Raw genomic sequence first — 26,525 nt, 5'->3', positions numbered from 1 at the left:
GTCGTCGACTCGGTCGCGGCGCTGACGCCGAAGGCCGAAATCGAAGGCGAGATGGGCGATCAGCTCCCCGGCCTACAGGCCCGCCTGATGAGCCAGGCGCTGCGCAAGCTCACCGCCAACATCAAGCGCACCAACACGCTCGTGATCTTCATCAACCAGATCCGGATGAAGATCGGCGTCATGTTCGGCAGCCCCGAGACCACCACCGGCGGCAACGCGCTGAAGTTCTACGCCTCGGTGCGCCTGGACATCCGCCGCACCGGCACGATCAAGAAGGGCGAGGAAGCGATCGGCAACGAAACCAAGGTCAAGGTGGTGAAGAACAAGGTCGCTTCGCCGTTCAAGACCGCGGAATTCGACATCCTGTTCGGCGAAGGCATCAGCCGCGAGGGCGAGATCATCGACATGGGCGTCAACGCCCGCATCCTCGAGAAGTCCGGCGCCTGGTACGCCTACAGCGGCGAGAAGATCGGCCAGGGCCGCGACAACGCGCGCGAGTTCCTGCGCGAGAACCCCGAACTCGCCCGCGAAATCGAGAACAAGGTCCGCGAATCCCTGGGCATTCCGCTGCTGCCGGCGGACGTCGCAGCGGAGGACTGAATGCCGCCGCCGGGCGCGCAGCTGTCGCTCAAGGGCCGCGCGCTGCGACTGCTGGCCAATCGCGAGCACTCGCGCGCCGAGCTCGAACGCAAGCTCGCGCCGCACGAGGAAGAGCCCGGCCAGCTGCGGCGCGTGCTCGACGAGCTGCAGGCCAAGGGTTTCATCGACGAGCAGCGGTTCGTCGATTCGGTGCTGCACCGGCGCGCGTCGCGGCTGGGCGCCTCGCGCATCCGCCAGGAGCTGCAAGGCAAGGGCGTTCCGGCGGCGCTGATCGCCGATGCGGTCACCCACCTGAAGGCAACCGAAGTGCAGCGGGCGCGCGAGGTCTGGCAGCGCCGGTTCGGGGTCGTGCCCGCCGACGCCCAGGAGCGCGCCAGGCAGGCGCGCTTCCTGGCGGCGCGCGGCTTCGGCGGGGATGCGATCCGCCGCGTGCTCAACGCGGACGACGACTGATTCCTGCAGCGGGCAGCCGCCGCACAACAACTTCGCGCAAGGGCGCGTCCGCGTCCGCTCGATCGGCGCTCGGCCGCGCCTGCCTTGGCGAGTCAACGAGCCCTACGGCGCTCACGCGCTTTCAGATCGACAGCATCAGTTTCAGGTTCTGCACCGCCGCGCCGCTCGCGCCCTTGCCGAGGTTGTCCAGGCGCGCCACCAGCACGACGTGCCGCGCTTCCTCGTTCATGAACACGCGCAACTCCATCTTGTTGGTGTCGTTGAGCGCGACCGCGTCGAGCTTGCCGTTCTCCGTCGGCGGCTCCACCGTGACCCACTCGCTGCCGGCGTAGTGGCGCGCCAGCGCGTCGTGCAGGTCGGATGCCTCCGGCCGGCCGGGCAGGAATTCGAGATGCAGCGGCAGGCTCACCAGCATGCCCTGGCGGAAATTGCCGACCGACGGAATGAAGATCGGGCGCCGGGTGAGGCCCGTGTATTTCATGATCTCGGGCAGGTGCTTGTGCTTCAGGCCGAGCGCGTACAGCTCGAACGGCGGCGCCTCGCCCTGCTCGTAGGCTTCGATCATGCTGCGCCCGCCGCCGGAGTAGCCGCTGACCGAAGGCAGGGCCACGGGGAAGTCGTTGGGCAGCAGGCCGGCATCCACCAGCGGCCGCAGCAGCGCGATCGCGCCGGTCGCATAGCAGCCGGGATTGCTGACGCGCCGGGCCGCCGCGATCGCTTCGCGTTGGCCGGGCGCCAGCTCCGCGAACCCGAACACCCAGCCGTCCGCGGTGCGGTGCGCCGTCGACGCGTCGATGACACGGGGCGCGCGGGCGCCGCTGCGTGCCAGCTCGTCGATCATGGCCGCCGACTCGCGCGCGGCGTCGTCGTGCAGGCACAGGACCACGAGGTCGACACCGGCCATCAGCTCGCGCTTGGCAGCGGCGTCCTTGCGCTTGTCGGGCGCGATGCTGACCAGTTCCACCTGCGGCATGCGGGCCAGCCGCTCGCGGATCTGCAGCCCGGTGGTGCCGGCTTCGCCGTCGATGAAAACCTTCGCCATTCCTTGATCCTGTGCAAATGCCCCCGGCGCCGCGGGGCCGGGCGGCCGATTGGTGCAATGCACCATGATACAGTTCATGGCCGCCATCTGCAGGCCCCGCTGCCTGGGCTCGGCCGCCCGTCATTGGGCACACCCCCCGTTCCTCGAGAGACACCTGATGAAGATTCACGAGTACCAAGGCAAGGAAATCTTGCGCAACTTCGGTGTGCCTGTGCCGCGCGGCATTCCGGCCTTCACCGTGCAGGAAGCGGTGGAAGCCGCGCAGAAGCTGGGCGGCCCGGTCTGGGTGGTGAAGGCCCAGATCCACGCCGGCGGCCGCGGCAAGGGCGGCGGCGTGAAGCTCGCCCGCTCGATCGACGAAGTCAAGGCGCTGGCCGGGCAGATCCTGGGCATGCAGCTGGTGACGCACCAGACCGGCGCCGCCGGACAGAAGGTCCGCCGGCTGCTGATCGAGGACGGCGCCGACATCAAGAAGGAATACTACGTCTCGGTCGTCACCGACCGCGCCTCGCAGCAGGTCGCCCTGATGGCCTCCAGCGAGGGCGGGATGGACATCGAGGAAGTGGCGCACAAGACGCCCGAGAAGATCATCAAGGTCTTCGTCGACCCGCTCGCCGGCATCACCGACGCCCAGGCCAAGCAGCTGGCCGACGGCATCGGCGTGCCCGCTGCCTCCACCGACAAGGCCGTGGACGTGTTCAAGAAGATCTACAAGGTCTACATGGACACCGACGCCAGCCTGGTCGAGATCAACCCGCTGATCCTGGAAGGCAACGGCAACATCAAGGCGCTGGACGCGAAGTTCAACTTCGACTCCAACGCGCTGTTCCGCCACCCCGAAATCGTGGCGCTGCGCGACCTCGACGAAGAGGATGCCGCCGAGATCGAGGCCAGCAAGTACGACCTGGCCTACATCAGCCTGGACGGCAACATCGGCTGCCTGGTCAACGGCGCCGGCCTGGCGATGGCGACGATGGACACCATCAAGCTGTTCGGCGCCGAGCCCGCCAACTTCCTGGACGTCGGCGGCGGCGCCACGCCGGAAAAGGTCACCGAGGCCTTCAAGATCATGCTGAAGAACCCCAAGGTCAAGGCGATCCTGGTCAACATCTTCGGCGGCATCATGCGCTGCGACACCATCGCCACGGGCGTCGTGACGGCCTGCCGCGCAGTGAACCTGAGCGTGCCGCTCGTGGTGCGCATGAAGGGCACCAACGAGGAGCTCGGCAAGAAGCTGCTGGCCGAGTCGGGCCTGCCGATCATCAGCGCCGACACCATGGCCGAAGCCGCCCAGAAGGTGGTGGCTGCCGTCGCCGCGTAACGCTCAGGATCACACCCATGTCCATCTACATCAACAAAGACACGAAGGTCATCACCCAGGGCATCACCGGCAAGACCGGGCAGTTCCACACGGAAAAGTGCCAGGAATACGCGAACGGCAAGAACTGCTTCGTGGCCGGCGTGAACCCCAAGAAGGCCGGCGAAAAGATCTTCGACATCCCGATCTACGCCTCGGTCAAGGAAGCCAGCCAGGCGACCGGCGCGACGACCTCGGTGATCTACGTGCCGCCGGCCGGCGCCGCCGCGGCGATCTGGGAAGCGGTCGACGCCGACCTCGACTTCGTGATCTGCATCACCGAGGGCATCCCGGTGCGCGACATGCTCGAAGTGCGCAACAAGATGAAGGCCAAGGAAGCCAAGGGCGGCAAGAAGACGCTGCTGCTGGGCCCCAATTGCCCGGGCATCATCACGCCCGACGAGATCAAGATCGGCATCATGCCGGGCCACATCCACAAGAAGGGCCGCATCGGCGTGGTCAGCCGCTCCGGCACGCTGACCTATGAGGCCGTGGCGCAGCTGACGGAGATCGGCCTGGGCCAGTCGACCGCGGTCGGCATCGGCGGCGACCCGATCAACGGCCTGAAGCACATCGACGTGATGCAGGCCTTCAATGACGATCCCGACACCGACGCCGTGATCATGATCGGCGAGATCGGCGGCCCCGACGAGGCCGACGCCGCCCGCTGGTGCAAGGACAACATGAAGAAGCCGATCGTCGGTTTCATCGCGGGCGTGACGGCTCCCGCCGGCAAGCGCATGGGCCATGCCGGCGCGCTGATCTCCGGCGGCGCCGACACCGCCGAAGCCAAGCTCGCCATCATGGAGGAGTGCGGCTTCAAGGTGACGCGCAATCCGTCCGAGATGGGCAAGCTGCTGAAGACGCTGCTGTAAGCACTATTACGAACGCGGCGGCGCGCCGGACCGCCGTACACTGCCGAAGCAAATAAAAAGGGAAGCGCGGAAACGACTGGTTTTCGCGCTTTCTTCATACATAGCACGCACGGAGTACAGGCATGGACGTCCTTCAGAGCCCCGATTTCTGGATCGGCCTGGTCAAGATCATCTGGATCAACATCATCCTTTCGGGTGACAACGCCGTGGTGATCGCGCTGGCGGCGCGGTCGCTGCCGCCGCACCAGCAGAAGCAGGCCGTCCTGTTCGGCTCCGGCGCCGCGGTGGTGCTGCGGATCGTCCTCACCGTCGTGGCCGCCACGCTGCTGGCGCTGCCCTACCTGCAGATCGTCGGCGGCCTGCTGCTGCTGTGGATCGGCGTCCAGCTGCTCGGGGACGAAGACGAGGGCGAGGGAGAGACGAAGGAATACGGATCGATGATGGCGGCCGTGCGCACCATCCTGATCGCCGACCTCGTGATGAGCCTGGACAACGTGATCGCCGTGGCGGCCGCCGCCAAGGGCAGCATGCTGCTGCTGATCCTCGGCCTGGCGATCAGCATCCCGCTGGTGATCTTCGGCAGCACCCTGATGATCAAGCTGATGGAGCGTTTCCCGATCATCGTCGTGCTCGGCGCGGCCCTCATCGGCTGGGTCGGCGGCGAGACCATCGTCAGCGACACCATCCTGCGCGACTTCCTGCAGGCCAACCCGTGGCTGCACTACGCCGCCGCCGCCGCCGGTGCGGCGTTCGTGGTCCTGATCGGCAAGACGCTGCAGGCGCGCGCCCGCGCCAGGACCGAAACCGCCTAGCGTCCGTGGCTGTGGCGGGCCCGGCCGAGGTTGCAACAAGTCGTATTTTGGTGTGACGAAGTTGCTTGTCCCTGCACGGAGCCTCTGATAACGTCCGGCAGGTTGTGCCCGTTCGCAGCGACGGCGGGCGCCGGCCAGTGCCCTCGTGCTGGCATCACGTCCGGGCTGCACGAAGGGCGCGTCAGTGAGCACATCATCATCGGCAAGACAGGGGCGCTGGGCGCTCCTGGCGCACCGACTGGTTCGTTGCCGTTGTGATCGCCGCCGCGGCGCCGGCGCTGCACGCCGCCCCCGCCGCCTCGACCACCCCGCGCGCCCTTCTCCCGTGAGCCCGAAGCGGCGGCCGGCTATGATGCGGCCCCACATGCCAGCGGTCGCGCAAGCGGGCGCGTGGCCAGCACCGAGGCTGCCGGGAGACCGCCGGCACCCGGCGCCCCCGGCACCCGGGAAGATCAGGCGGCCCGAAGGCCGATCCGGCAAGGTATGAACTACGAGTTTTGCTCAGGGACCGATCCCGGCCTCGCGCGGGAAAACAACGAGGACTCGGTGGCGATCGACGAGCCCGCCCGGCTCGCCATCCTCGCCGACGGGATGGGGGGCTACAACGCGGGCGAGGTGGCCAGCGGCATGGCCACGATCTTCATCAAGTCGGAATTGGGGCGCTGGTTGTCGCAGGCGGGCCGGCAGGCCAACGCGCGCGAGGTGCGGCGGGCCATGGAGATCTGCGTCGACAACGCCAACCGGTCGATCTTCAACGCCGCCAACTCGAATCCGCACTACAGCGGCATGGGCACGACCCTGGTGCTCGGGGTGTTCCAGGACGCCCGGCTGATGCTGGGGCACATCGGCGACTCGCGCTGCTACCGTCTGCGCGGCGCCGAACTGGCGCAGGTCACGAAGGACCATTCGCTGCTGCAGGAACAGATGGACGCCGGCCTGATCACGCCGGCGCAGGCCGCGACCTCCAGCAACAAGAACCTGGTCACTCGCGCGCTCGGCGTCGAAGACACCGTGCTGCTCGAAGTGACGGAGCAGAAGGTCGAAGTCGGCGACCTGTTTCTGATGTGTTCCGACGGCTTGTCTGATATGGTGGACGACGAGGGGATCGGGGCGATTCTGCGGCAGGAGGCTTCGTTGCAGGACAAGGCATCGCAGCTGATTGCCGCGGCCAACGCCAATGGCGGCCGCGACAACATCTCGGTGCTGCTGGCGCTGGCCGGCGAAGGCTCCAGAAAGCGGGGCCTCATGTCGCGATTGCTGGGAAAATGACCCGACCCACCGGTACCCCCGAATGAGCCATACAGACAGGAGCGGACCATGCCGAAAATGATCGTTTCGATCGACGGTGTCGTCATCAAGGAAGTGCAGCTGAGCAAGGACCGCACGACGCTGGGTCGGCGGCCCTACAACGACATCGTGATCGACAACCTCGCGGTCAGTGGCGAGCATGCGGTGCTGCTGATGAACGGAAACGAGGTGGCGCTCGAGGATCTCAACAGCACCAACGGCACCTATGTGAACGGCAAGGCCGTGAAGAAGCAGGTGTTGCACAATGCCGACACCGTCGAGATCGGCAAGTACAAGATCAAGTACATCAACGAAGCGCCCGGGGCGAGCTTCGAGAAGACGATGATCGTCAAGCCGGGCGCTGTCGGAACGCTGTCCGCGCAACCCGCGCCGGCGGCCCCTGCCACGGCCGCCGGGCACGCCGACCAGGCGCCGCTGCAGGGCGCCATCAAGGTCCTGTCTGGCGCCGCCGCCGGCCGCGAGGTGCCGCTGGTGAAGGTGGTGACCACCATCGGCAAGCCCGGCGTCGCGGTGGCGTCGATCACCAAGCGGCCGCACGGCTTCGTTGTCTCGCATGTCGAAGGCGCGAGCCGGCCCACCGTGAACGGGACGGCCGTCGGCGCCGAACCGGTTCCGCTGCGGCATGGCGATTTGCTCGAACTCGCCGGCACGCAGATGCAGTTCGTGCAGAGCTGACGCCGCGATGGCGTGGGCGCCGCCGGACTGCCTTCACACGCTGCCTCACGAGCCCGGCGCGACCCGCATGAGCGACTTCAGACCAAGCGAGGAAGACATGGTGCCGCCTTGCTCACGTTCGTTTCGCGCCCGGCGCGACGGCGCCGGACCTGCCGGCGGCCGGGGGATGACATGAAGGTGCGCGTGCTGGGCTGCTCCGGCGCCATCGCGAAGGACTGCCGGACCACCTCGTTCCTGATCGACGGCGACGTGCTGGTGGATGCCGGCACCGGCGTCGGCGACCTCACGCTCCAGGAGATGCGGGGCATCCGCCACGTGTTCCTGACCCATTCGCACCTGGACCACATCGCGGCGCTGCCGCTGATGCTCGATGCGATTGCGTCCGGCCTGCGCCAGCCGATCGAGGTGCACGCGCTGGCCGGCACCATCGCCGCGCTGAAGGCGCATGTATTCAACGACGTGATCTGGCCCGACTTCACCCGCATCCCGTCGCCCGACGCACCGTTCGTGCGCTTCACCGAGCTCGAGGTCGGCGACATCCTGCAGCTGGGCGACAAGCACATCGAGGTGCTGCCGGCGGTGCACACCGTGCCGGCCGTGGGCTATGCCGTCAGCAGCCGGCGGGGCTGCTGGGTGTTCACCGGAGATACAGAGCGCAATCCGGCGTTCTGGCGCCGTCTCAACGAACTCGAGGTGGCGGCGCTGGTCATCGAGACGGCCTTCAGCAACCGCGAGCGCGAACTGGCGGCGCGCAGCCTGCACCTGTCGCCGCAGGCGCTGGCACACGAGCTCGATCACATCGACCAGAACAAGCGTTATCCGATCTTCATCATGCACACCAAGCCGGCGGAAACCGACCTGATCATGAGCGAAATCCAGGGATTCGATCGGGCCCAGCCCGTGGGCCCGAACGTGGCCCACGACATCCGCTGGCTCCGGGCCGGCCAGGAATTCGAGCTGTGAGCGCGCTGCCGCAAGCGCGCGATTCGGAACTGGCGTTCCTTGAATCGCAGCAGCTCCCGGCCGACAAGCGCGGCGTGTCGTTCGAGGTGCTGTTCTACCGGCGCCTGCAACAGGTCGCCACGCGCATCCACGATACCGAGAACGTCGAGCAGATCATGTTCGAGGCGAGCCAGGACATCTGCAAGCTGCTCAACGCCGATCGGCTGACGCTGTATGCGGTCAACGAGGACCGAACGGCGATCGTCTCCAAGATCAAGACCGGACTGAACACCAGCCGCGAACTGAAGCTGCCGATCAGCGCGCAAAGCCTGGCCGGCTACGCGGCGCTGAGCGGCGAGATTGTCAACGTCGCCGATGTCTACGACGATGAGGCGCTCAAGCGCATCGACCCGGCGCTCACCTTCCTGAAGGAAGTCGACAAGCGCTCGGGCTATCGCACCCGGCAGATGCTGGTCCTGCCGATCACTGACGGCGAGCACCTGCACGGCGTGCTGCAGGTGATCAACAACAAGAACGACGTGCCGTTCGGCGAACTCGAGGTGGAAGGCGCCACCCAGCTGTGCAGGACATTGGCCACGGCCATCCGCCAGCGCATGCGGAAGGAGGCCGACGACCGCCGGCGGCGGGCGACCAAGTACGACAGCCTGGTGAGCGACGGCATCGTGACTGCCGCCGAACTGCAGGAATGCATCCGCAGCGCGCGCCAGCAGGGCGAACCGGTGGAGCGCCTGCTGATGGCCAGCTTCAAGATCCGGCCGGCGCAGATCGGCGCGTCGTTGTCGAAGTTCTTCGGCGTGCCGTACGAACCGTTCCATGCCGGGCGGATCCGCTCCGAGCAATTGCAGGGCCTGCTCAAACGCGAATTCGTGCAGGAGCAGGGCTGGATCCCGCTCGAGGAGTCGCCCGAGGGCCTGGTGATCGTGTGCATCGACCCCGAAGCCGTGCGCGGTTCGCGCGTCGTGCCGCAGGTGCTCCCGCGGGTCACCAGGTTCGCCTACCGGGTGACGACCCAGTCCGAGTTCGAGCAGACCCTCGCGCAGCTGTACGGGGGCGAGCACGAGGCGTCGATCGACGACCTGCTGGCCGACCTCAGCACGCCGACCGAGGAGGAGGGCGCCGACGAATCCGCGCTCGTCACGGCCGCCGCGGACAACGAACTGGTGAAGTTCGTCAACAAGGTGATCATCGACGCCTACCACCAGAAGGCATCGGACATCCACGTCGAGCCGCTGCCGGGCAAGGCGAAAACCGGCATCCGGTTTCGCGTCGACGGCAGCCTGCAGCCCTACATCGAAGTGCCGTCGCACTTCAGGCAGGCGCTGGTGACGCGCCTGAAGATCATGTGCGACCTCGACATCTCCGAGAAGCGCAAGCCCCAGGACGGCAAGATCAAGTTCAAGAAGTTCGGCCCGCTGGACATCGAGCTGCGGGTGGCGACGATCCCCTCCGCCGGCGGCGTGGAGGACGTTGTGATGCGGATCCTGGCCGCGGGTGAGCCGATCCCGCTGGACAGGCTGGGGCTGACGGACCACAACCGGCAGCGGCTGGAGAAGACGGTGAGCAAGCCGTACGGCCTGTTCTATGTGTGCGGGCCGACCGGCTCGGGCAAGACGACCACGCTGCACTCGATCCTGAAGTTCCTCAACACGCCCGAGACGAAGATCTGGACCGCCGAGGATCCGGTGGAAATCACGCAGAAGGGATTGCGCCAGGTCCAGATCAACAAGAAGGCGGGCATCGACTTCGCGCTGGTGATGCGGGCCTTCCTGCGAGCCGATCCAGACATCATCATGGTGGGCGAATCGCGCGACCAGGAGACCGTCGCGATGGGCATCGAAGCATCGCTGACGGGCCATCTGGTGTTCTCGACGCTGCACACCAATTCCGCGCCCGAGTCGATCGTCCGACTGCTGGACATGGGCATGGACCCGTTCAACTTCGCCGACGCCCTGCTGGGCGTCCTGGCGCAGCGGCTGGCCAAGAAGCTGTGCGACTGCAAGCGGGAATACCTGCCCGACCAGGAGGAGCTGAAGCTGTTCATCGCCGAGTACGCCGAGGAACTGCGCAACACGTCGGCCTGGAAGGCCGACTACGCAGGCGAGGCGCGAAAGCTGTACGAGCAATGGGTGCGCCTGTACGGCCACGAGGGTCGATTGAAGTTCCACCAGGCCGGCGGGTGCGAGCGGTGCAATCACACCGGCTACAAGGGCCGGCTCGGCCTGCACGAGCTGCTGGTGGCCGACGACCAGCTGAAGCGGCTGGTGCAGGAGCGCGCCCGCGTGGCCGACCTGTTTGCCGCCGCCATCGAGGCCGGCATGCGCACGCTCAAGATGGACGGCATGGAAAAGGTGATGCTGGGTCTCACGGACCTCAAGCAGGTCCGGGCCGTGTGCATCAAGTGACCTGAGCCCAGCTCATCTGACAAAATTGTCGGATGAGCTTGGAAGGGTTGGCCCGATTTTGGCATCTCCCGGCAAAGCGCGATCGAAAAAGAGACCCAAAGTTCTAAACCCGCACTTGGCACAGCAATTGCACAACTCAGCCGCTTCTTTCACTTTCGGAGGAAATATGAAGCGTATGCAACAGGGTTTCACCCTCATCGAACTGATGATCGTGGTTGCGATCATCGGTATTCTGGCCGCGGTGGCCCTGCCGGCTTACCAGGACTACACCAAGCGGGCGAAGATGTCCGAAGTGGTGCTGGCCGCGTCGGCCTGCCGCACGACCATCACGGAGGTCTACCAGTCCGGCTCGTCGACGCCGACCGCTGACGGCTGGGGGTGCGAATCCACCTCCCAGGCGAGCAAGTACGTCGCCAGCATCCACACGAACACGTCGGGCGTGATCACGGTTGAAGCCACCGGCTTCGGTGACACCAACATCGACGGCAAGAAGATCACGCTGACGCCGTACCACAGCGACACCGTTGCCAAGAACCCCGCCACGACCAACCACATGGGCTCGCCGGTGTTCAAGTGGATCTGCGGCCCGGCTGCCAGCCCCGATGACATGCCGGCCAAGTTCCTGCCGGGTTCGTGCCGTGGTTCCTGATCCCGGTTTGATCTAAGGTAGCACCTGAACGAGCGGCCTCGCGGCCGCTCGTTTCATTTGGCTCGTAGCATGTCGATGAAGTGATCGTGGCCGCCGCACCCCCAGAACTGACGGTACTCATGCCGTGCCTCAACGAGGCCAGGACGGTGGGCGCATGCGTGCAGGCGGCGCGCAGTTTCATGGAGCGCGCCGGTGTTCGAGGCGAGGTTCTCGTGGCGGACAACGGGTCGAACGACGGGTCCGCGGAGATCGCCGGCGCAGCGGGCGCCCGGGTGATCCGGGTTCCGCAGCGAGGCTACGGCGCGGCCCTGATGGCCGGCGTCGCAGCCGCCGAAGGCCGTTTCATCATCATGGGGGACGCCGATTGCAGCTACGACTTCGCCGAGCTCGACGGCTTCGTGGCCAAGCTGCGCGCCGGTGCCGACCTGGTGATGGGCAACCGATTCCGCGGCGGGATCGCGCCTGATGCGATGCCCGCGCTGCACAGGTACATCGGAAACCCTGTCCTCAGCTTCATCGGCCGCTTGTTCTTCCGCACCAAGATCGGCGACTTTCACTGCGGGCTGCGCGGCTTCTCACGCGAGGCCGTCCTTCGACTCGGTCTGATCACGCCAGGCATGGAGTTCGCCAGCGAACTGGTCGCCAAGGCCGCCCTGGCGAGGCTGCGCATCGAGGAGGTGCCCACCACCTTGCGTCCCGACGATCGCGGCCGTCCGTCCCACCTCCGCACGTGGCGAGACGGGTGGCGTCACCTGCGCTTCCTGTTGCTGTTCTGCCCGCGTTGGCTGTTCCTCTATCCCGGTGCGGCGCTGCTGTCCTTCGGCTTCGCCGGATTGGTCTTGGGAGCGGCCCTGCCGCAGGGGCCCGGCGGATTGCCATTCGGCATTCACACATTGCTCTATCTCGCCGGCGCGACGATTCTTGGGCTGCAGTTCATCGTGTTCGCTTTCCTGAGCAAGTGGATCGCCGTCGTCGCCGGCCTCGTGCCCGAGCCCACGTGGATGGGCCGGTGGGCCTCGACCTTCAAGATCGAGAACGGACTCATGCTGGGCCTCGCGCTGTTTGCCACCGGCCTGGTGTGGTCGCTCTGGCTGACGTTCGACTGGGGGCGCCGTGGATTCGGCGCGCTGAACCCGGTCGAGACCATGCGCTACGCGATTCCGGCGGTGACGCTGATGGCATGCGGGATGCAAGCGGCCATCGGTTCCTTCTTTGCGGGCGCGCTCAATTTCTGCTGGCGTTCGGCACGGAGCAACTGACCATGCCCCGCGGCAACACCGGTTTTCCCGCGCCCTCGGGGCGAACCGAGCTCATCGTGCTGCTGCTCGTGTCGGCCTGCGCATTCGCCGCGGTTCCGTTGGCACTGGGCGGGATCGGGCTCGGCTGGGACGCGCTCAATCATCACGTCTATCTCGGCTGGATCGCGGACGAACTGCGCTTCGATCGGGACTTTCAGGCGGCCTCCGGACAGTCGACGCAGTATCCCTACCTGTACTGGCCGCTCTACAAGCTCGTGAGCGCGGGCTGGAGCGGACCGTCGGCGGGCGTGCTGCTCGTGCTGTTCAACCTTGTGGCCGTGCCGCCCCTCTGGATGCTCGCCCGCGCCGGCGTGCCCGAAGCCTCCTGGTACGGCGTGGCGATGCGCTGGCTCGCGGTGGCGCTCGCGTTCCTCACTGGCGTCGTCCTGTCGCTCTTCGACTCCACCTCGAATGACCTGCTCGCGGCGATTCCGCTGGTCTGGGCCATCGCGCTGGCAATTGCGCCGCTCGAGTCCGCGTCGCGGCGCCGCTTGCCGGTGCGCAGGACGCTGCTGCTGTCCGGACTGTGCGCGGGTGCCGCAGTCGCCTTCAAGTTCAGCAACGGCCCATTGGCCCTGGTGCTCCCGCTGGCGTGGTGCATGCATGGCAGGGGACTTCGGCAGCGGCTCGTCCATGTGGCTTGGGGCTGCGCCGCGACCGTTGCCGGGTTCGCGTTGTTCTATGGCTGGTGGGGTTGGCAGCTGTGGACTCATTACGGCAACCCCTTGTACCCGTTTTGCGAAAACTGGTTCGGCCCGCTGCGCGCGTACCTGGGGTGGCGGCCATGATCAGATTCGTGCCGGACACCTGGCGCGACGCCATCATGCGCCCACTCGCCATGGCGTCGCCGGACGGCGCTGTCTACGTCGAGATCATCGCGCCCGATTTCCGGTTCGTATTCATTCTGGTGCTTGCCGTCGTTGGCCTCGTCGCGGCAGTCGTCGCCGCGCGGCGGCGGCACGAGAACCGCCTTGCAGCGCCGACAACGGTGCTGCTGGCGCTCACGCTCGCCGCGTTCGTCCCGTGGCTCGCCTCGACCGGCAACGGTCGCTACTTCATTGCCTTTCTGCTCGTCGCCGGCCCGCTCTCCATCGGTTTGGCCCATGCCGTTCCGGCCAGCAGGAGATTCCGTTTGACGCTGGTCCTCGCCATGGTCGTCTGGCAGGGCTATCTGATCCAGGCCGCCGAGCCGTGGCGCACCTGGGGCCATCTGGCGTGGGGCGACGGGCCCGCCTTTCCGATCGAGGTGCCTGCCGACCTGGCGGCGCAACCGGCCACCTATGTGACGCTGTCGAGCATCTCGTACTCGATCGTTGCGCCGCGATTCCATCCGGCGTCCCGGTGGATCAACATTTCCACGCAGCGCGGGCTCGCCGACAAGTCCGCAGACAGCCTGCGAGCGCAAGCGCTGATCGCGGCACCGGGCGTGTTGAAGGTGCTGTTCCCCACCGTCCCCGGTGGCCAGGATGGCGATCGCGTCGGCGCCGCCCTGGCGCAGGCCATCGACGGGCTGCTGGCGCGGCAGGGGCTTTCGATCGAGAACCTGGCGCAGTGCCGGTTGCTGCCATCCGGGGGCATGGCTGCCCTGGCGGTCCACAAGAAGCGGGAAGCCGCGGGCGCTGCTCGCGCGGTGCACGGCTTCTGGGTGTGCCCGCTGGCGCGTCACGCGAACACGACGGCGGCCGAGGCGACGCCGATCCCCCCGCGCAGCCAGGAGGTCTTCGCCAAGTTGGAGCGCATGTGCCCGCGGATCTTCCCGCCCGGCGACGCCGCCGCAAGCCTGCACATTCCGGCCGGCGTCGTGCGGGCCTACCCCGGATCCGACTTCAGGGTGTACGTTCTCAACGACGAGCGGGTCTGGTACAAGTACTTCCGCGCGCTCAATCCCGTGCAGCTCGGGACCATCGACGCCGTGCTCGCCGACAAGTTCAGCATGGATTGCGAGCGGATCCGCGGCCGCACCGGCTTGCCGTGGGAACGCGAGATCTGAGGGGTTCCGAGCCGAGTCCATGCACGCGCGCACAGTACCGCCCACTCGCGATCGTCCGGCACGGGACGAGCCTCCGTTGCTGAGCGTGATCGTCCCGGCGCTGCGCCCCGACGCGGAACTGCGACGCTGCCTCGATTCGGTCCGCTTGGTGTTCCCGGACCCCGGCACGTGCGAGATCGTGCTCGTGCTGCCGGCGGACCATCTGCGCGAGGGCCTCGACTGCTACCCGGGCGTGCGAGTGGTGGCCGAGACTCGACGCGGCGTCTACGGGGCCATGAATGACGGCGTGGCGGCGAGCCTGGGGCAATTCGTGTATTTCCTCGGCAAGGACGACATCGTCCTGCCGGCGATGGGCGAGGCGGCGGCGCTGTTGCAGACCACTCGCCCCCGCGCGCTCTTTTGCGACGTCTACTGGGGCGACGAGGGCGTGCGGCGCGGCCGGCCCCTGAAGTGGCTGCTTCTCATCAAGAACGTGTGCCAGCAAGGAATCCTGTACTCGCGGGCCACGGTGCTGCAGCATGGGCCCTTCCTGCGGAAGTTGCGAGTGCAGGCCGATCACCTGCTCAATATCCGCGTGCTGTGGGAGCCGGGACACGCGCGGGTGGCCTATTTCCCGGTGCCGGTGGCCTGGTATGCGGGCACCGGCCTGTCGTTCCGGTCCAGAGACACCCAGTTCCACCGGGTCCACGCAGCGATCATCGGGCGGTACCTGGGACCGGCCGCCGCATGCCTGTGGCGCGGCTACAGGAAGCTGCGTCCTGAAAAGCTCCCTCCGCACCAAGGCTGACCATGGAGCCGCGGACAATGCTCGCAGAGAGGCCGGCCGAGCCCGACCCCGCGCGGCCCGTCTGCGCCGTGGTCGTGAACTGGAATGGTTGGCGCGAGACAGTCGACTGCCTGCGCAGCCTGCTCGCCGTGCGCGGCAATCCGCTGCGGGTGGTGGTCTGCGACAACGGATCGAGCGACGACTCGGCCGCGCAGCTGGCCCGCTGGCTGGAGGACCTGTGGAGGGGCGCCGGGACGAGACCGGCCAACGCGGCCCTGCAGGCCTGGTGCTTCGAGCCGTGCGCCGGCGGCGCCGGCTTCGTGCGTTCGGTCGACCTCCTGTGCCTGGGCGAAAACCTGGGGTATGCCGGTGGCCTGAACGCCGGGATTCGCTGGGGCACCGAGCGTTTTGGCGCGGGCAGTTTCTGGCTCCTCAACAACGACGTCCGCGTGGAGCCGCAGGCGCTGGCTGCGCTGGTGGCGGCCAAGGACGCCGTGCCTGACGCCGGCCTGTGCGGCTCGGTGCTGCTGGAGTGGGAGCCGCCGCACGAGGTGCAGGCGATCGGCGGCATCTACCGCAAGGCATTGGGCGTCGGCTGGCACCTTCGACAGACAGCCGCAGGCGACGCGGCGAAGAAGGTGTGCCTCGATATCGACTATCCGGTCGGGGCCTCTCTGTTCGTGGAGCAGGACTACCTGGACCGCGTTGGCCCCATGGACGACAGCTACTTCCTGTATTACGAAGAGATGGATTGGGTGGAGCGGGGCCGGCGGGCCGGTCTGCGTCCGGTGGTGGCGCTGGGCAGCCGCGTATTTCACAAGGAGGGCGCGAGTACCGGATCGCACGGCGGCGTTCGCCGCAAGTCCCTGCTGTCGGAGCGATACGGCGTGGTCAACCGGCTGCGCATCACGCGCAAGTTCTGGCCGGTGCTGGTGCCGCTTGTCTGGCTCAGCCTGTGGCTGGTGGTGCTCGATCGCATGCTTCACTGCGAGATCGCGCGCGCAGGCCTGGTGGTGCGCCTCATGTTCTCGCCCGCGCAATGGCTGCGCGCGCCGCAAGCGACCGCCCGGCGGCTCGAACGTGCTCAGAGCGGACCGGGTTGGGCCCGTTCGAGGATGTCCTCGGCTCGCAACGTGCGGAAATAGCGCGCAGCAGGAACGCGCCCGAACAATTCGTAATCGGGCCGGTACAGGGCTTCGTCCCTGCCGACCCAGCGCGCGCCCGGGGGACATTTGCGAAGCGGATGCGTCGGGCCGAAGATTGCCGTGACATTGGCATTGACGGCGGCGGCCATGTGCATCAGCCCGGTATCGGTGGTGTAGACGGCCTGCGCGCGCTGGAGCACCGTCCACGCCTGGCGCAGGCTGGTGCGGCCACACAGATTCAGCGCCGTGCGGCTCGCGTAGCGCTCGTACTGCGCGCTCTCGGCCTGGGTGCCGAGGAACACGAGCGTTGCCCGGCCACTGCATGACGCAACGAGCTCGTCGAACAGCGGGGGCGGCAATCGTCTGACGCTCGAGCGCTCGTTGCGGTTGTCGCCGCCGCTGTTCACCAGAACGACATAGGGTTCCGGCAGCGAAAACGGCTCGCCGACGGGCAACTGGAGCCGCGTGTCGGCCCGGTCGACCGGTAGTTGCAGGACGGCTGCGAGATCGAGGTAGTAGTCGATCTCGTGGCGCAGTGCGCCATAGGGCACTCGGTGCGTATGCAACGCGCCCTCGTGCCAGCGCCGGGAGAATCCGACCCGCATGGGCGCCCGGGCCAGCCACGCCAGCAGGGAAAAGATCCAGTGCTTGTCGAGCACGAAGATCGCGTCGTAGCCGCGCAGCAGCGGCAACAGCGTCGCGGCTCGGGCCACCTGCCCTGCGTAGAGGATGCTTTCGTCGAATCCGAGCACCTGATCGATGTGAGGATTGCCCTGCAGCACCGCCATGCAGCCGTTGCCGGTCAGATAGTCGATCCGCGAGTTCGGCAGCGCCGCGCGCAGCTGGCGCAGCAGCGGCGTTGTCATGAGCACGTCGCCGAGCGCGCCGATCTTCCACAGCAGCACGGTCCTGGGCGGCTGGCTCCGATCGCGTGGAAACACCATAGATCCCGGACTATAGGCGACGGCCGGCAAGGCTCGGCGCACTGGCACAATCGCGCTGCAGCCAATGCCGTCCACCCTGTCCTCCATCAGAGAGAGCGCGATGCCGCGCCTCATCGACCGCGCGGCCGGCACGCCGCTGCTGTGGCTGTGGGGTGCATGCCGCCGCAAGCGCGCGCTGCCGGCCGCGCCGCAGCACTTCGGGCTGATGATGTTCGAAACCATCGGTGACACGCTGCTCGCCGGCGCCCTGGTCGCGAGCCTGCGCGCCAGTTTCCCCGATGGCCGGCTGACTGTCTTCGCATCGCGCGGCAACCGCGGCATCCTGGCGCTGTTCCAGGGGATCGACACCGTCGTCGACGTGCCGCTGACCCGGCCGCGCCGCGCGCTGGCGGCGGTGCGCAGCATCCCGGTGGACGTGATGATCGACATTGGCCAGTGGCCGCGGTGGTACGCGGCGTTGTGCGCGGCGTCGCGCAGCCGGCACACGATCGGGTTCGCCACCCCGGGGCAGTCGCGGCACCATGCCTACGACACGGCCGTGGCGCACGACGCGGGCGTGCACGAGCTGGAGAACTTCCGGCGGCTGCTCGCGCCCATTGCCGGCGTGCGGCTGCTGCCGCCAGGGCGGGCGCTCAAGGCGGTGGAGCCGGCGCCGGCGCCGATCGCCGCGCGGGCACCCTACATCGTGGTGCATCCGTGGGCCAGCGGGTTCCGGTGCGCTGACCGGGAATGGCCGCTCGCGCGCTGGAGCGACCTGATCGCGCGGGCGTGCGGTCTGGGCTGGTCGGTGCTGGTGTCCGGCAGCCCCGCGGACCGGCCCCGGGCGGCCGCGCTGGCCGCTGCCTGCGGGAGCGCGTCGCCGGTCGCTTCCATTGCCGGCGAGGTGTCGCTCGCCGAACTGGCCGGCGTGCTGCGCGGGGCCGCCGCCGTAGTGGCGGTCAACACCGGCGTCATGCACCTCGCCGCGCTGTTGGATGTCCCGCTGGTGGCGCTGCACGGTCCGACCAGCCGCCGTCGCTGGGGACCGCTGGGCGCCCGCAGCGTCGCGATCGCGCCGCCGGCCGATGCCGGATGCGAGTTCCTGAACCTCGGTTTCGAGTACCCACGGGGGCCGGTGAACTGCATGGAACGGATCGAGGTCGATGAGGTGTTCGCAGCATTGCGCGCCGTCCTCAGGTGAACGCAGCCAATCCCATGCCGCTGCGCCTGGCGATGGCCGCCCTGGTCGCCGCCCTGCCGTGGCTCAACCCTTACGCGGGGGGCCCGTCCTCCTGGGTCGCGCCGTGGTTGTTCAGCGCGATCTGCGGCGCCGTCGCCTTCGGGCTGCAGGCGCCGGCCCTGCCGCACCCCGGGCTGGGTGCCCTGCTCGGGGCGCTGGCCGCGTGGCCGCTGGTGCGCAGCGGGCTCACGCCCGAAACGCTGGCGCTGGCAGGCGGGTGCCTGCTCATATGGATGATGGCCGCCTGCGCCGACCCGCGGGCGCGGGGCGGCGCCGTGGTCCGGTTCGTCGCGACCGCCTGGCTCGTCGCCGCGCTGGTCAGCACGGCGGCGGCGCTGCTGCAGTACTTCGCCCTGGCCGACCGGTTCGAGCCATGGGTGAATGCGTCGGCCAGCCACGAGGCCTTCGCCAACCTGCGCCAGCGCAATCAGTTCGCTTCGCTCACGACGATCGGCATGGCCGCCGCGCTGTGGCTGGCGGGGCGAGGCCTCGGCCGCTGGCCGGCCATCGCCGCGATGGCGTGGCTGGCGGCAGGCAATGCCGCCACCACCTCGCGGACGGGTTTGCTCGAACTGTTGCTGCTGGGGGTCGCGACCTGGTGGTGGACCGGCGCCCGTTCGGAACGCACCAGGCTGTGGCTTGCCGCGCTCGCCGTCTATGCGCTGGCGGCGGTCGCCTTGCCCGTGCTGGCACAGGCCGTCACCGGCTCGGCTACGAACCCGCTGTGGATGCGGGTGGCCGGCAGCGACCCCTGCGGCAGCCGCCTCGTCCTCTGGTCGAACGTCGCGCACCTGATCTCGCTGCGGCCCTGGCTCGGCTGGGGCTGGGGCGAGCTGGATTTCGCGCATTACACGACGCTGTACCAGGGCCCGCGTTTCTGCGACATCCTCGACAACGCACACAACCTGCCGCTGCATGTGGCCGTCGAACTCGGGCTGCCGGCGGCGCTGGTCCTCTGCGGCGTCGTCGTGTGGGCCATCGCCCGCGCGCGTCCGTGGCGCGAGGCCGACGACACGCGGCAACTCGCCTGGGCCGTGCTGTTGGTGCTGGCCGCGCACAGCATGCTGGAGTACCCGCTCTGGTACGGACCGTTCCAGATGGCGTTCGGAGCGGCGCTGGGGCTGCTCTGGCCGGCGCCGAAGGGGCCGGCTTCCGAGGAGCGCGTCGCGCCGATGGTGGTGGCGGCAGCGGCCATCGCCCTCGCTGGCGGCGCGGTCTGGGACTACTGGCGCGCCAGCCAGATCTACCTGCCGTCCGAGCGGCGCGCGGCCGCATGGCGTCACGAGCCGCTGGCGCGCTTGCAGGACGACTGGCTGTTCCGCGGCCCGGTGCGCTTCGCGCAGCTGACGCTCACCCCGCTGACACGCGACAACGCCGCCTGGACATTTCGAACCGCCGGCGAGCTGCTGCACTACTCGCCGGAGCCGCGGGTGATCGAGAAGTTGCTCGAGAGCGCATTGCTGCTGGGGCGCGACGACGTGGCGCTGGCGCAGCTGGCGCGCTTCCGCGCGGCCTTTCCCGATGCCTACGCCGCCTGGAGCGAGGCCAACCGCGTTCCGATCCGACGCTAGGGGTTCACGCCGCCACGTAGTGCCCCGACTTGCCGCCCTGCTTTTCCAGCAGGCGCACGCCGGTGATCGTCATGCCGCGGTCCACGGCCTTGCACATGTCGTAGATCGTCAGCAGGGCCACCTGGACGGCGGTCAGCGCTTCCATCTCGACGCCCGTGGGACCGACGGTCTCGACGGTGGCGGTGCAGGCTACCGCGGCGTGGCCGCCGACGGCCTTCTCCACCAGGAACTCGATCGCCACGCGGGTGAGCGCCAGGGGATGGCACAGGGGGATCAGGTCGCTGGTCTTCTTCGCCGCCTGGATGCCGGCGATGCGGGCCACGCCCAGCACGTCGCCCTTCTTGGCCGTGCCCGCCTCGATGATCTCCAGGGTCTCCGGGCGCATCTCGATGCGGCCGGTCGCGACCGCCACGCGGCGCGTCGCGGCCTTGCCGCCGACATCGACCATATGGGCCTGTCCTTGCGCATCGAAGTGGGTCAGGGAGCTCATCTGTGCAGCAACACGAACGATTTACGTGGTTGCAGCATCATACGGGCATGAGCAACTGGAAAGACCGGGTGGGCGCAGCGGCCGCGGCCCTGGGCGTTGCGTTGCTGGCGGTGCTGCCGCCGCAGCCCGCGCCCGCCCAGATCCCCACCCTCGGCGACAGCAGCGACATGACCTCCACCACCGAGCGCAAGCTCGGAGAGCGCATCGCGCGCGAGCTGTACCGGGATCCCGATTACCTCGACGACGCGGTGCTCGACGAATACGTGCACGGCATCTGGAGCCGCCTGCTGGCCGCCGCCCGGGCCCGCGGCGAGCTCACGGCCGAACTCGACGAGCGGTTTGCCTGGCAGGTGCTGCTCGGCAAGGACCGCTCGATCAATGCCTTCGCCCTGCCGGGCGGCTGGCTCGGGCTGCACCTGGGGCTGATCAACGTCACCGCCAGTCGCGACGAAGTGGCCTCGGTGCTCGCGCACGAACTCAGTCATGTCACGCAGCGCCACATCTCGCGGCTGATGACGCAGGAAAAGCGGCAGGCGCCCTGGGTGATCGGGGCCATGATCCTGGGCGCGATCGCGGCCAGCAAGAACCCCGAGGCGGCCAACGCCCTCGTGACGGGCGGGCAGGCCCTGGCGATGCAGAACCAGCTCAATTTCTCGCGCGACATGGAGCGCGAGGCCGATCGCATCGGTTACGGCGTGCTCACGCAGGCCGGTTTCCAGCCCCAGGGATTCGTCGCCATGTTCGAGAAGCTGCAGCAGGCGTCGCGGCTGAACGACAACGGCAGCTTCCCCTACCTGCGCACCCACCCCATGACCACCGAGCGGATGGCCGACATGCAGTCGCGCCAGCAACTGGTCGCCCGCACGGCGCCGGCCGGGCCGGACCTGGTGCACGCCATGATGGTCGGCCGCGCCCGCGTCCTGTCCAATCCCGGCGTGGATACCTTGCGCAGCTATGTCAACGACGGCCAGGCGCTGGCCGCCGCCAAGCCGGCGACGGCTCGCGACGTGACCGCCGTGTACGCCGCTGCCCTGGCCGCCGCCAACCTGCGCGACTTCACCGCGGCCGGACGGCTGGCCGCGAAGTTGCCGGCGCTGGTGGCCGGCGACGCCGAGGCGGCGCGCCTGGCCGGGCTGCTCGCCAGCGAGATCGCGTTGCGCGCGGGCGACCCGTCACGCGCCCTGGCGCTGCCGGAAGCCGGCGCCAGGCGGCCCGAACTGCTGCTGTCCGCGCGGGCCGGCATCGAGCGCGGCCGGGCCGCGCAGGTCGCCGACCGGCTGCAGACCTGGGTGGCGCTCCATCCGCGCGACGCCCAGGCGTGGCAACTGCTGGCGAGTGCCTACGCGGCGCAGGGGCAGTCGATGCGATCGATTCGCGCCGAGGCCGAGGCCCAGGTGGCGCACCTGGATTACCAGGCGGCCCTGGACCGCTTCAAGGCGGCGCAGGAAGTGGCGCGGCGCGGCGCGCCGGGTCGCGGCGACCACATCGAGGCGTCGATCATCGACACCCGGGCGCGCCAGGTGGAGTCACTCCTTCGGGAACAGTCGCTCGAGCGCTGACTCGATCACCACGCCCAGCGCGGAGTACAGCAGCGAGCCCACCAGCGCGCCGAGGAAGCCGCGCACCTGGAACCCGTCCAGCACCGCCGCCGCGGCCCAGAACATCAGGGCGTTGACGACGAACAGGAACAGGCCCAGCGTGAGCAGCGTGACCGGCAGCGTCAGCACCAGCAGCACCGGCCGCACTACGGTGTTCAGCAGCCCGATCACGAAGGCGGCGATCAACGCCGCCCCGAAGGTCTGGACCTGCACGCCGCCGTACACCGAAGCCACGAGCAGCAGCGCCGCGGCGCTGAGCAGCCACTTCGCCAGAAGCTTCATCATGGCCGGCAGCATAGCACCGGCCGCGGGCCTCCTATTCGGCGGCGAGCACCAGTGCGGCACCCATGCTGGCCACGGCGCCGGGCAACTGCCAGCGGCCCTCGGTGCTGGCCGGCTGGTCCGCGGTGACCGGTTGCAGGTCCTGCCCGAACTTGGGCCGCCGCGCGTCGAGCACGCGGCAGGCGCCGTGCTGCGCCAGCAGCTTGCGCGTCAGCTCCGGCAGCGGGCCCTTGGCCAGCACCGTCGTCACCCGGTCGCCCCCCGACTGCAGCACCGGTTCGATCCGGGCGAACAGCTTGGCCGACCACTGGGCGCGCCACTTCTCGCGGGCGCTGTGGCTCACCCACTTGCCGATGCGCTGCGTCATGCGCGGCGCGCACGCGACCAGCACCCAATGCGTCGTGCCCGCGCTGGCCGGCGTGCCGCTCCTCATGGGCACCAGTTGTTGCTGTGCGTAGGACGCGTCGTCCAGGTACACGATGATCTTTTCCATGCGAGGTCTCCTTGGTGGTGAACTGAGGGTGGGTCAGGCGACGTGGCCGGCCCGGTTGCCGCCGCGCGGGTCGTCGTCGTCCCGGTGGCGATCGTTCTGGCGCCGCGACTGCAGCCAGCCGGCCAGCAGCACGCCGGCGACGGCCACGGTGTAGGTGGCCCAGCGCGCGAGCGAATGGTCGAACACGGCGTCGAGCAGGGGCTCGCCGACGATCATCTTGGCGGCGGTGAACGCCAGGACGGCGGCGCCGGCCTGGATGATGATCGGGAAGCGCTCGACGAGCTTGAGCACCACGCTGCTGCCGAACACCACGATCGGCACGCTCACGAGCAGGCCGATGATGACCAGGTCCAGCTCGCCGTGCGCGGCGCCGGCCACGCCGAGCACGTTGTCGACGCCCATCAGCGCGTCGGCCACCACGATCGTCTTCATGGCGCCCCAGAACGTCGCGGCGACCGGGCCGTGTTCCTCGCCGCTGTCCTGGTCGGCGAGCAGGCGGTAGGCGATCCAGACCAGCCCGAGCCCGCCGACGAGCATCAGCCCGGGAATCTTGAGCAGCCACACCACGCCCACGGTCATCGCCGAGCGGACGACGATCGCGCCCACCGTGCCCCACACGATGGCCTTGCGTTGCAGCTTGGCTGGCAGGTTGCGCGCGGCCAGCGCGATCACGATCGCGTTGTCGCCCGCCAGCACCAGGTCGATGAGAATGATGGCCAGCAGCGCCGACCACCAGGCAGCAGAGAAAAACTCCATGTCCAGCTCCAGATAGGTTCGATCAGGAACCTGGACCAGGAAACGGTCAGCCGAGCCTGCCGCAGGGCGAATGCCTGCGAGGCATGCGAGCACGTCCGACCGAACCTGGTTCAGGTTTCAATCGAAGGTCTTGCTCGGCATGGAGTCATGCGAATATGTGCCCGACAGGCCGGGGGCTTTGCCCCGTATTGACGACCTGCCGTGACCTGATGCTGCAAGTGCCCGGTTGTCCGGTCACCCTCCCTTTGCACCATCAGGGTGGGAGCTACTCCCCTTCGTGCTGCGATTACAACACAAGCACGATGTTCGCGTGTAGGACGGGCGCTATGATGACCCGGTCGCTCTGCAGTCCGAGAGAAAGTGGCCGTCATCCATCTCACCGACCTCGAGGCCGCCATCAATTTCTGGCGCGCCCGCCGGCCCTCGCCCGACGGTGTGGCGATCGCCCCGGAACTGGCGGCGCTGGCCGAGGTGTATGCGCTGCTGGCCTTGCGCCGCGCCGCGCAGGTGGACGAGGCGGCGCTGTCGGCCGCGGCGCGCGCCGCCTGGCTGGCCTGGTACGACACCACGCCCGACACGCCCTGCATCGCGATCTGTTCCACCGCCCAGGGCGACGACGTCTGCAAGGGCTGCGGCCGGACCTTCGACGAGGTCCAGCACTGGCCGTCCCTGACGCCGGCCGAGAAGCGCCACGTCTGGTGGCGCATCACCAGCGACGGCGTGGCCTGGCGCTTCAACCGCTACGCCGAGCGGGCCGCCGGGCAAGCCGGCCCCTGGCGGGAGTGACCCCATGCTGCGCCTGACCCGCGCTCCCAACATCGCGATCGCGACGCTCTGGGTGGACGCGCTGCGGCAGGCCGGCTTCGACGCCTCCGTGCAGCGCTATTACCTGGGCGCGGTGGCCGGGGAACTGCCGCCCGACCAGTGCCTGCCCGAGGTCTGGCTGGTCGACGACCGGCAGGAGCGCGAGGCGCGCACCTTCCTGCGCGAGCTGGCGCGGGTGCCGCAGCGGCGCTGGGTCTGCGCCTGCGGCGAACTGGTCGAAGGCGGCTTCGACCAGTGCTGGAACTGCGGCCGGCCGATGCCGGCGTGAGGCGGTCCGGCTACTGCCAGCGTAGCGGTTCGAGGTGCACGCTGGCCCGCTCGTCGCCCAGCGTGAGCGCGCCTTCCTGGATCGTGGCCTGCAACTGCATCGAGCGCTGCGCCAGCTGCGCCAGTTCCTGCGAGCCGGCGGCCGGGATCCGGTAGACGCCCAGGTTGCGCAGGCGGGCGAGCTTCGCTTCGATCCCGCGCCACCAGACTTCCGCCGCATGGTGGAAGCAGTAGACGAGCACCTGGTCCGACTTGCCGCAGGCGCGCACCAGCGGCTTTTCCTCGGGCTGGCCCACTTCGATCCACAGCCGCGTGGCGCCCGTGAAGTCGCGCAGCCAGACGTCGGGCTCGTCCGGGTTGGAGAGCCCCGCGCCGAAGGCCAGCGTGCCGTCGCCGCCGCATTCGGTCTGCAGCTTGTGCGCGTTCAGCGCCAGCGCGGCCAGCCGCACCATCATGCGCTCGTCGGTTTCGCTCGGATGGCGCGCCAGGGTCAGGCTGTGGTCGGCGTAGTAGCCGTGGTCGATGTCGGCGATCGCCAGCTGCGCCTTGAAGATGGTCGACTTCAGCGCCACGCGCGCTCCCCGCGGGCGACCGGATGCGGCACGTGCATGCTCAGACCCGGCGCGCGAGCTCGGCGGCCTTGCCGATGTAGGTGGCCGGCGTGAGCGCGAGCAGCCGCTCCCGCTCCGCGGCGGGGATCTCCAGCGAGCGAATCAGCGCGTGCAGGTCCTCGGCCCGCACGGTCTTGCCGCGGGTGACTTCCTTCAGCTTCTCGTAGGCGCCTGGCACCGCGTAGCGCCGCATCACGGTCTGGATCGGCTCGGCCAGCACTTCCCACGCGGCGTCGAGGTCCTCGTCGATCGCGGCGCGATTGAGTTCCACTTTCGCCAGCCCGATGCCCAGCGAGTGGTAGGCCAGGGTCGCGTAGCCCAGCGCCACGCCCATGTTGCGCAGCACCGTCGAGTCGGTGAGGTCGCGCTGCCAGCGCGAGACCGGCAGCTTCTCCGAGAGGTGGCGCAGCAGCGCATTGGCCAGGCCCAGGTTGCCCTCGGCGTTCTCGAAGTCGATCGGGTTGACCTTGTGCGGCATGGTCGACGAGCCGATCTCGCCTTCGCGCAGGCGCTGCTTGAAGTAGCCGAGGCTGATGTAGCCCCACATGTCGCGGCACCAGTCGACCAGGATGGTGTTGGTCCGGGCCACGGCGTCGAACAGCTCGGCCATGTAGTCGTGCGGCTCGATCTGGATGCTGTATGGCTGGAAGGTGAGCCCCAGGCCGAGCGGCTCCGGCGTCTCGACCACCTTGCGGCTGAACGCCTCCCAGTCGAAATCGGGCCAGGCGGCCAGATGGGCGTTGTAATTGCCGACGGCGCCGTTCATCTTGGCCAGTAGCTTGACCCCCGCCACCCTGTCGCGGGCGGCCGCCAGGCGCATCGCCACGTTCGCGATCTCCTTGCCCACGGTCGTCGGGCTGGCGGTCTGGCCGTGGGTGCGGCTGAGCATCGCCACGTCGGCGTGCTCGTGGGCCATCCGGCGCAGGGTCGCCAGCAGGCTGTCCAGCGCCGGCAGGATCACGTGCTCGCGCGCCCCCTTGAGCTGCAGGGCGTGGCTGGTGTTGTTGATGTCTTCGCTGGTGCAGGCGAAGTGGACGAATTCGCCGGCCGCCCGCAGTTCCGGCCGGGCCTCGAATTTCGACTTGATCCAGTACTCCACGGCCTTGACGTCGTGGTTGGTGGTCTTCTCGATCT

At 68.5% G+C, this 26,525-nt stretch carries 27 protein-coding genes and 1 pseudogene; 20 read left to right on the top strand and 8 right to left on the bottom strand.

Translation table 11 applies throughout. From position 1 onward, the window contains the following. Both recA and recX read left to right on the top strand, forming a co-directional pair. Positions 1-600: pseudogene (recA, locus tag VNT59_RS19450) on the top strand (recombinase RecA); the annotation flags it as partial. After that, on the top strand, positions 601-1,053 hold the full coding sequence (recX, locus tag VNT59_RS19445) for a recombination regulator RecX (RefSeq protein ID WP_325501186.1): 453 nt from the start codon (positions 601-603) through the stop codon (positions 1,051-1,053). Positions 1,054-1,174: 121 nt separating this feature from the next. On the opposite strand, the gene argC is transcribed toward recX, so the two are convergent. Continuing rightward, positions 1,175-2,095, bottom strand: a complete 921-nt coding sequence (gene argC / locus VNT59_RS19440) for an N-acetyl-gamma-glutamyl-phosphate reductase (protein ID WP_325501184.1) — start codon at positions 2,093-2,095, stop codon at positions 1,175-1,177. A 157-nt stretch (positions 2,096-2,252) separates the two neighbouring features. On the opposite strand from argC, the gene sucC reads away from it, so the two are divergent. From sucC to VNT59_RS19375, 13 genes are all read left to right on the top strand, one after another. Further along, entirely contained in the window at positions 2,253-3,416 is a 1,164-nt protein-coding gene (gene sucC, locus VNT59_RS19435) for an ADP-forming succinate--CoA ligase subunit beta (RefSeq protein ID WP_325501182.1), read from the top strand. A 17-nt stretch (positions 3,417-3,433) separates the two neighbouring features. Continuing rightward, positions 3,434-4,327 (top strand): succinate--CoA ligase subunit alpha, encoded by an 894-nt coding sequence (gene sucD, locus VNT59_RS19430; protein ID WP_325501180.1) that lies wholly within the window; start codon positions 3,434-3,436, stop codon positions 4,325-4,327. 122 nt (positions 4,328-4,449) lie between these two features. Beyond that, a complete protein-coding gene (locus VNT59_RS19425; RefSeq protein WP_325501178.1) occupies positions 4,450-5,139 on the top strand; it encodes a TerC family protein in 690 nt (229 codons plus the stop codon). Positions 5,140-5,622: 483 nt separating this feature from the next. Further along, the gene (locus VNT59_RS19420) at positions 5,623-6,408 is read left to right on the top strand and encodes a Stp1/IreP family PP2C-type Ser/Thr phosphatase (protein WP_325501194.1); all 786 of its coding nucleotides are present in this window, start codon (positions 5,623-5,625) and stop codon (positions 6,406-6,408) included. Between the two features lie 48 nt (positions 6,409-6,456). After that, positions 6,457-7,122, top strand: coding sequence for an FHA domain-containing protein (locus VNT59_RS19415; protein WP_325501176.1), 666 nt, complete (start codon positions 6,457-6,459; stop codon positions 7,120-7,122). Positions 7,123-7,293: 171 nt separating this feature from the next. Beyond that, on the top strand, positions 7,294-8,085 hold the full coding sequence (locus VNT59_RS19410; protein ID WP_325501175.1) for a 3',5'-cyclic-nucleotide phosphodiesterase: 792 nt from the start codon (positions 7,294-7,296) through the stop codon (positions 8,083-8,085). Next, positions 8,082-10,487 carry a GspE/PulE family protein gene (locus VNT59_RS19405; protein ID WP_325501174.1) on the top strand — a complete coding sequence of 802 codons (2,406 nt, stop codon included), beginning with the start codon at positions 8,082-8,084 and terminating at the stop codon, positions 10,485-10,487. Before VNT59_RS19410 ends, VNT59_RS19405 begins: the two co-directional genes overlap by 4 nt. A gap of 166 nt (positions 10,488-10,653) precedes the next feature. Further along, entirely contained in the window at positions 10,654-11,136 is a 483-nt protein-coding gene (locus VNT59_RS19400) for a pilin (protein ID WP_325501172.1), read from the top strand. A gap of 80 nt (positions 11,137-11,216) precedes the next feature. After that, positions 11,217-12,395 (top strand): glycosyltransferase family 2 protein, encoded by a 1,179-nt coding sequence (locus VNT59_RS19395; RefSeq protein WP_325501170.1) that lies wholly within the window; start codon positions 11,217-11,219, stop codon positions 12,393-12,395. Positions 12,396-12,397: 2 nt separating this feature from the next. Then, positions 12,398-13,222 (top strand): hypothetical protein, encoded by an 825-nt coding sequence (locus VNT59_RS19390; protein ID WP_325501168.1) that lies wholly within the window; start codon positions 12,398-12,400, stop codon positions 13,220-13,222. Continuing rightward, positions 13,219-14,424 carry a hypothetical protein gene (locus tag VNT59_RS19385; protein ID WP_325501167.1) on the top strand — a complete coding sequence of 402 codons (1,206 nt, stop codon included), beginning with the start codon at positions 13,219-13,221 and terminating at the stop codon, positions 14,422-14,424. Before VNT59_RS19390 ends, VNT59_RS19385 begins: the two co-directional genes overlap by 4 nt. Before the next feature lie 85 nt (positions 14,425-14,509). After that, positions 14,510-15,211, top strand: coding sequence for a glycosyltransferase family 2 protein (locus VNT59_RS19380; protein ID WP_325501192.1), 702 nt, complete (start codon positions 14,510-14,512; stop codon positions 15,209-15,211). 17 nt (positions 15,212-15,228) lie between these two features. Beyond that, entirely contained in the window at positions 15,229-16,335 is a 1,107-nt protein-coding gene (locus VNT59_RS19375; RefSeq protein WP_325501165.1) for a glycosyltransferase family 2 protein, read from the top strand. Here the strand turns inward: VNT59_RS19375 and VNT59_RS19370 are convergent. Continuing rightward, positions 16,275-17,279: a glycosyltransferase family 9 protein gene (locus tag VNT59_RS19370; protein WP_325501163.1), complete on the bottom strand. Its 1,005-nt coding sequence runs from the start codon at positions 17,277-17,279 to the stop codon at positions 16,275-16,277. The genes VNT59_RS19375 and VNT59_RS19370 overlap by 61 nt on opposite strands. Before the next feature lie 100 nt (positions 17,280-17,379). On the opposite strand from VNT59_RS19370, the gene VNT59_RS19365 reads away from it, so the two are divergent. Beyond that, positions 17,380-18,459 (top strand): glycosyltransferase family 9 protein, encoded by a 1,080-nt coding sequence (locus VNT59_RS19365; protein ID WP_325501161.1) that lies wholly within the window; start codon positions 17,380-17,382, stop codon positions 18,457-18,459. 14 nt (positions 18,460-18,473) lie between these two features. Next, positions 18,474-20,069 (top strand): PglL family O-oligosaccharyltransferase, encoded by a 1,596-nt coding sequence (locus VNT59_RS19360; protein WP_325501159.1) that lies wholly within the window; start codon positions 18,474-18,476, stop codon positions 20,067-20,069. A gap of 4 nt (positions 20,070-20,073) precedes the next feature. On the opposite strand, the gene moaC is transcribed toward VNT59_RS19360, so the two are convergent. Beyond that, the gene (gene moaC, locus VNT59_RS19355) at positions 20,074-20,559 is read right to left on the bottom strand and encodes a cyclic pyranopterin monophosphate synthase MoaC (RefSeq protein ID WP_325501157.1); all 486 of its coding nucleotides are present in this window, start codon (positions 20,557-20,559) and stop codon (positions 20,074-20,076) included. A 47-nt stretch (positions 20,560-20,606) separates the two neighbouring features. Between moaC and VNT59_RS19350 the strand changes: the two genes are divergently transcribed. Next, complete coding sequence (locus VNT59_RS19350) at positions 20,607-22,118, top strand: M48 family metalloprotease (RefSeq protein WP_414708422.1); 1,512 nt, start codon at positions 20,607-20,609, stop codon at positions 22,116-22,118. On the opposite strand, the gene VNT59_RS19345 is transcribed toward VNT59_RS19350, so the two are convergent. Genes VNT59_RS19345 through VNT59_RS19335 form a run of 3 tightly spaced genes read right to left on the bottom strand, consistent with a single transcriptional unit; the run spans position 22,086 to position 23,688 of the window. Continuing rightward, complete coding sequence (locus VNT59_RS19345) at positions 22,086-22,439, bottom strand: phage holin family protein (RefSeq protein WP_325501188.1); 354 nt, start codon at positions 22,437-22,439, stop codon at positions 22,086-22,088. The genes VNT59_RS19350 and VNT59_RS19345 overlap by 33 nt on opposite strands. 34 nt (positions 22,440-22,473) lie before the next feature. Beyond that, positions 22,474-22,932 (bottom strand): hypothetical protein, encoded by a 459-nt coding sequence (locus VNT59_RS19340; RefSeq protein WP_325501155.1) that lies wholly within the window; start codon positions 22,930-22,932, stop codon positions 22,474-22,476. Positions 22,933-22,965: 33 nt separating this feature from the next. Then, positions 22,966-23,688 (bottom strand): TerC family protein, encoded by a 723-nt coding sequence (locus VNT59_RS19335; protein WP_325501153.1) that lies wholly within the window; start codon positions 23,686-23,688, stop codon positions 22,966-22,968. A 360-nt stretch (positions 23,689-24,048) separates the two neighbouring features. On the opposite strand from VNT59_RS19335, the gene VNT59_RS19330 reads away from it, so the two are divergent. Beyond that, a complete protein-coding gene (locus VNT59_RS19330) occupies positions 24,049-24,474 on the top strand; it encodes a DUF3717 domain-containing protein (protein ID WP_325501151.1) in 426 nt (141 codons plus the stop codon). A 4-nt stretch (positions 24,475-24,478) separates the two neighbouring features. Then, positions 24,479-24,781, top strand: a complete 303-nt coding sequence (locus VNT59_RS19325; RefSeq protein WP_325501149.1) for a DUF2007 domain-containing protein — start codon at positions 24,479-24,481, stop codon at positions 24,779-24,781. 10 nt (positions 24,782-24,791) lie between these two features. Here the strand turns inward: VNT59_RS19325 and VNT59_RS19320 are convergent, their stop codons facing one another. Both VNT59_RS19320 and purB read right to left on the bottom strand, forming a co-directional pair. Continuing rightward, entirely contained in the window at positions 24,792-25,352 is a 561-nt protein-coding gene (locus tag VNT59_RS19320) for a YaeQ family protein (RefSeq protein ID WP_325501147.1), read from the bottom strand. A 40-nt stretch (positions 25,353-25,392) separates the two neighbouring features. Then, positions 25,393-26,525: adenylosuccinate lyase (gene purB / locus VNT59_RS19315; RefSeq protein WP_325501145.1), on the bottom strand; the 1,133-nt coding region annotated here is incomplete at its 5' end.

It is taken from the genome of Ramlibacter sp. (assembly GCF_035554825.1).
Lineage (GTDB): Bacteria > Pseudomonadota > Gammaproteobacteria > Burkholderiales > Burkholderiaceae_C > Ramlibacter.
This window is presented reverse-complemented; position numbering and strand designations above follow the sequence as displayed.

Excerpts from the sequence above, each read along its gene's own strand:
- VNT59_RS19360 (WP_325501159.1), top strand. The coding sequence starts at position 18,474 with ATGCCGCTGCGCCTGGCGATGGCCGCCCTGGTCGCCGCCCTGCCGTGG.
- VNT59_RS19365 (WP_325501161.1), top strand. The coding sequence starts at position 17,380 with ATGCCGCGCCTCATCGACCGCGCGGCCGGCACGCCGCTGCTGTGGCTG.
- VNT59_RS19340 (WP_325501155.1), bottom strand. The coding sequence starts at position 22,932 with ATGGAAAAGATCATCGTGTACCTGGACGACGCGTCCTACGCACAGCAA.
- VNT59_RS19425 (WP_325501178.1), top strand. The coding sequence starts at position 4,450 with ATGGACGTCCTTCAGAGCCCCGATTTCTGGATCGGCCTGGTCAAGATC.
- recX (WP_325501186.1), top strand. The coding sequence starts at position 601 with ATGCCGCCGCCGGGCGCGCAGCTGTCGCTCAAGGGCCGCGCGCTGCGA.
- VNT59_RS19410 (WP_325501175.1), top strand. The coding sequence starts at position 7,294 with ATGAAGGTGCGCGTGCTGGGCTGCTCCGGCGCCATCGCGAAGGACTGC.
- VNT59_RS19385 (WP_325501167.1), top strand. The coding sequence starts at position 13,219 with ATGATCAGATTCGTGCCGGACACCTGGCGCGACGCCATCATGCGCCCA.
- VNT59_RS19335 (WP_325501153.1), bottom strand. The coding sequence starts at position 23,688 with ATGGAGTTTTTCTCTGCTGCCTGGTGGTCGGCGCTGCTGGCCATCATT.
- argC (WP_325501184.1), bottom strand. The coding sequence starts at position 2,095 with ATGGCGAAGGTTTTCATCGACGGCGAAGCCGGCACCACCGGGCTGCAG.
- sucD (WP_325501180.1), top strand. The coding sequence starts at position 3,434 with ATGTCCATCTACATCAACAAAGACACGAAGGTCATCACCCAGGGCATC.
- VNT59_RS19420 (WP_325501194.1), top strand. The coding sequence starts at position 5,623 with ATGAACTACGAGTTTTGCTCAGGGACCGATCCCGGCCTCGCGCGGGAA.
- VNT59_RS19325 (WP_325501149.1), top strand. The coding sequence starts at position 24,479 with ATGCTGCGCCTGACCCGCGCTCCCAACATCGCGATCGCGACGCTCTGG.
- VNT59_RS19415 (WP_325501176.1), top strand. The coding sequence starts at position 6,457 with ATGCCGAAAATGATCGTTTCGATCGACGGTGTCGTCATCAAGGAAGTG.
- VNT59_RS19400 (WP_325501172.1), top strand. The coding sequence starts at position 10,654 with ATGAAGCGTATGCAACAGGGTTTCACCCTCATCGAACTGATGATCGTG.
- VNT59_RS19350 (WP_414708422.1), top strand. The coding sequence starts at position 20,607 with ATGAGCAACTGGAAAGACCGGGTGGGCGCAGCGGCCGCGGCCCTGGGC.
- VNT59_RS19390 (WP_325501168.1), top strand. The coding sequence starts at position 12,398 with ATGCCCCGCGGCAACACCGGTTTTCCCGCGCCCTCGGGGCGAACCGAG.
- sucC (WP_325501182.1), top strand. The coding sequence starts at position 2,253 with ATGAAGATTCACGAGTACCAAGGCAAGGAAATCTTGCGCAACTTCGGT.
- moaC (WP_325501157.1), bottom strand. The coding sequence starts at position 20,559 with ATGAGCTCCCTGACCCACTTCGATGCGCAAGGACAGGCCCATATGGTC.
- VNT59_RS19375 (WP_325501165.1), top strand. The coding sequence starts at position 15,229 with ATGCTCGCAGAGAGGCCGGCCGAGCCCGACCCCGCGCGGCCCGTCTGC.
- VNT59_RS19370 (WP_325501163.1), bottom strand. The coding sequence starts at position 17,279 with ATGGTGTTTCCACGCGATCGGAGCCAGCCGCCCAGGACCGTGCTGCTG.
- VNT59_RS19345 (WP_325501188.1), bottom strand. The coding sequence starts at position 22,439 with ATGAAGCTTCTGGCGAAGTGGCTGCTCAGCGCCGCGGCGCTGCTGCTC.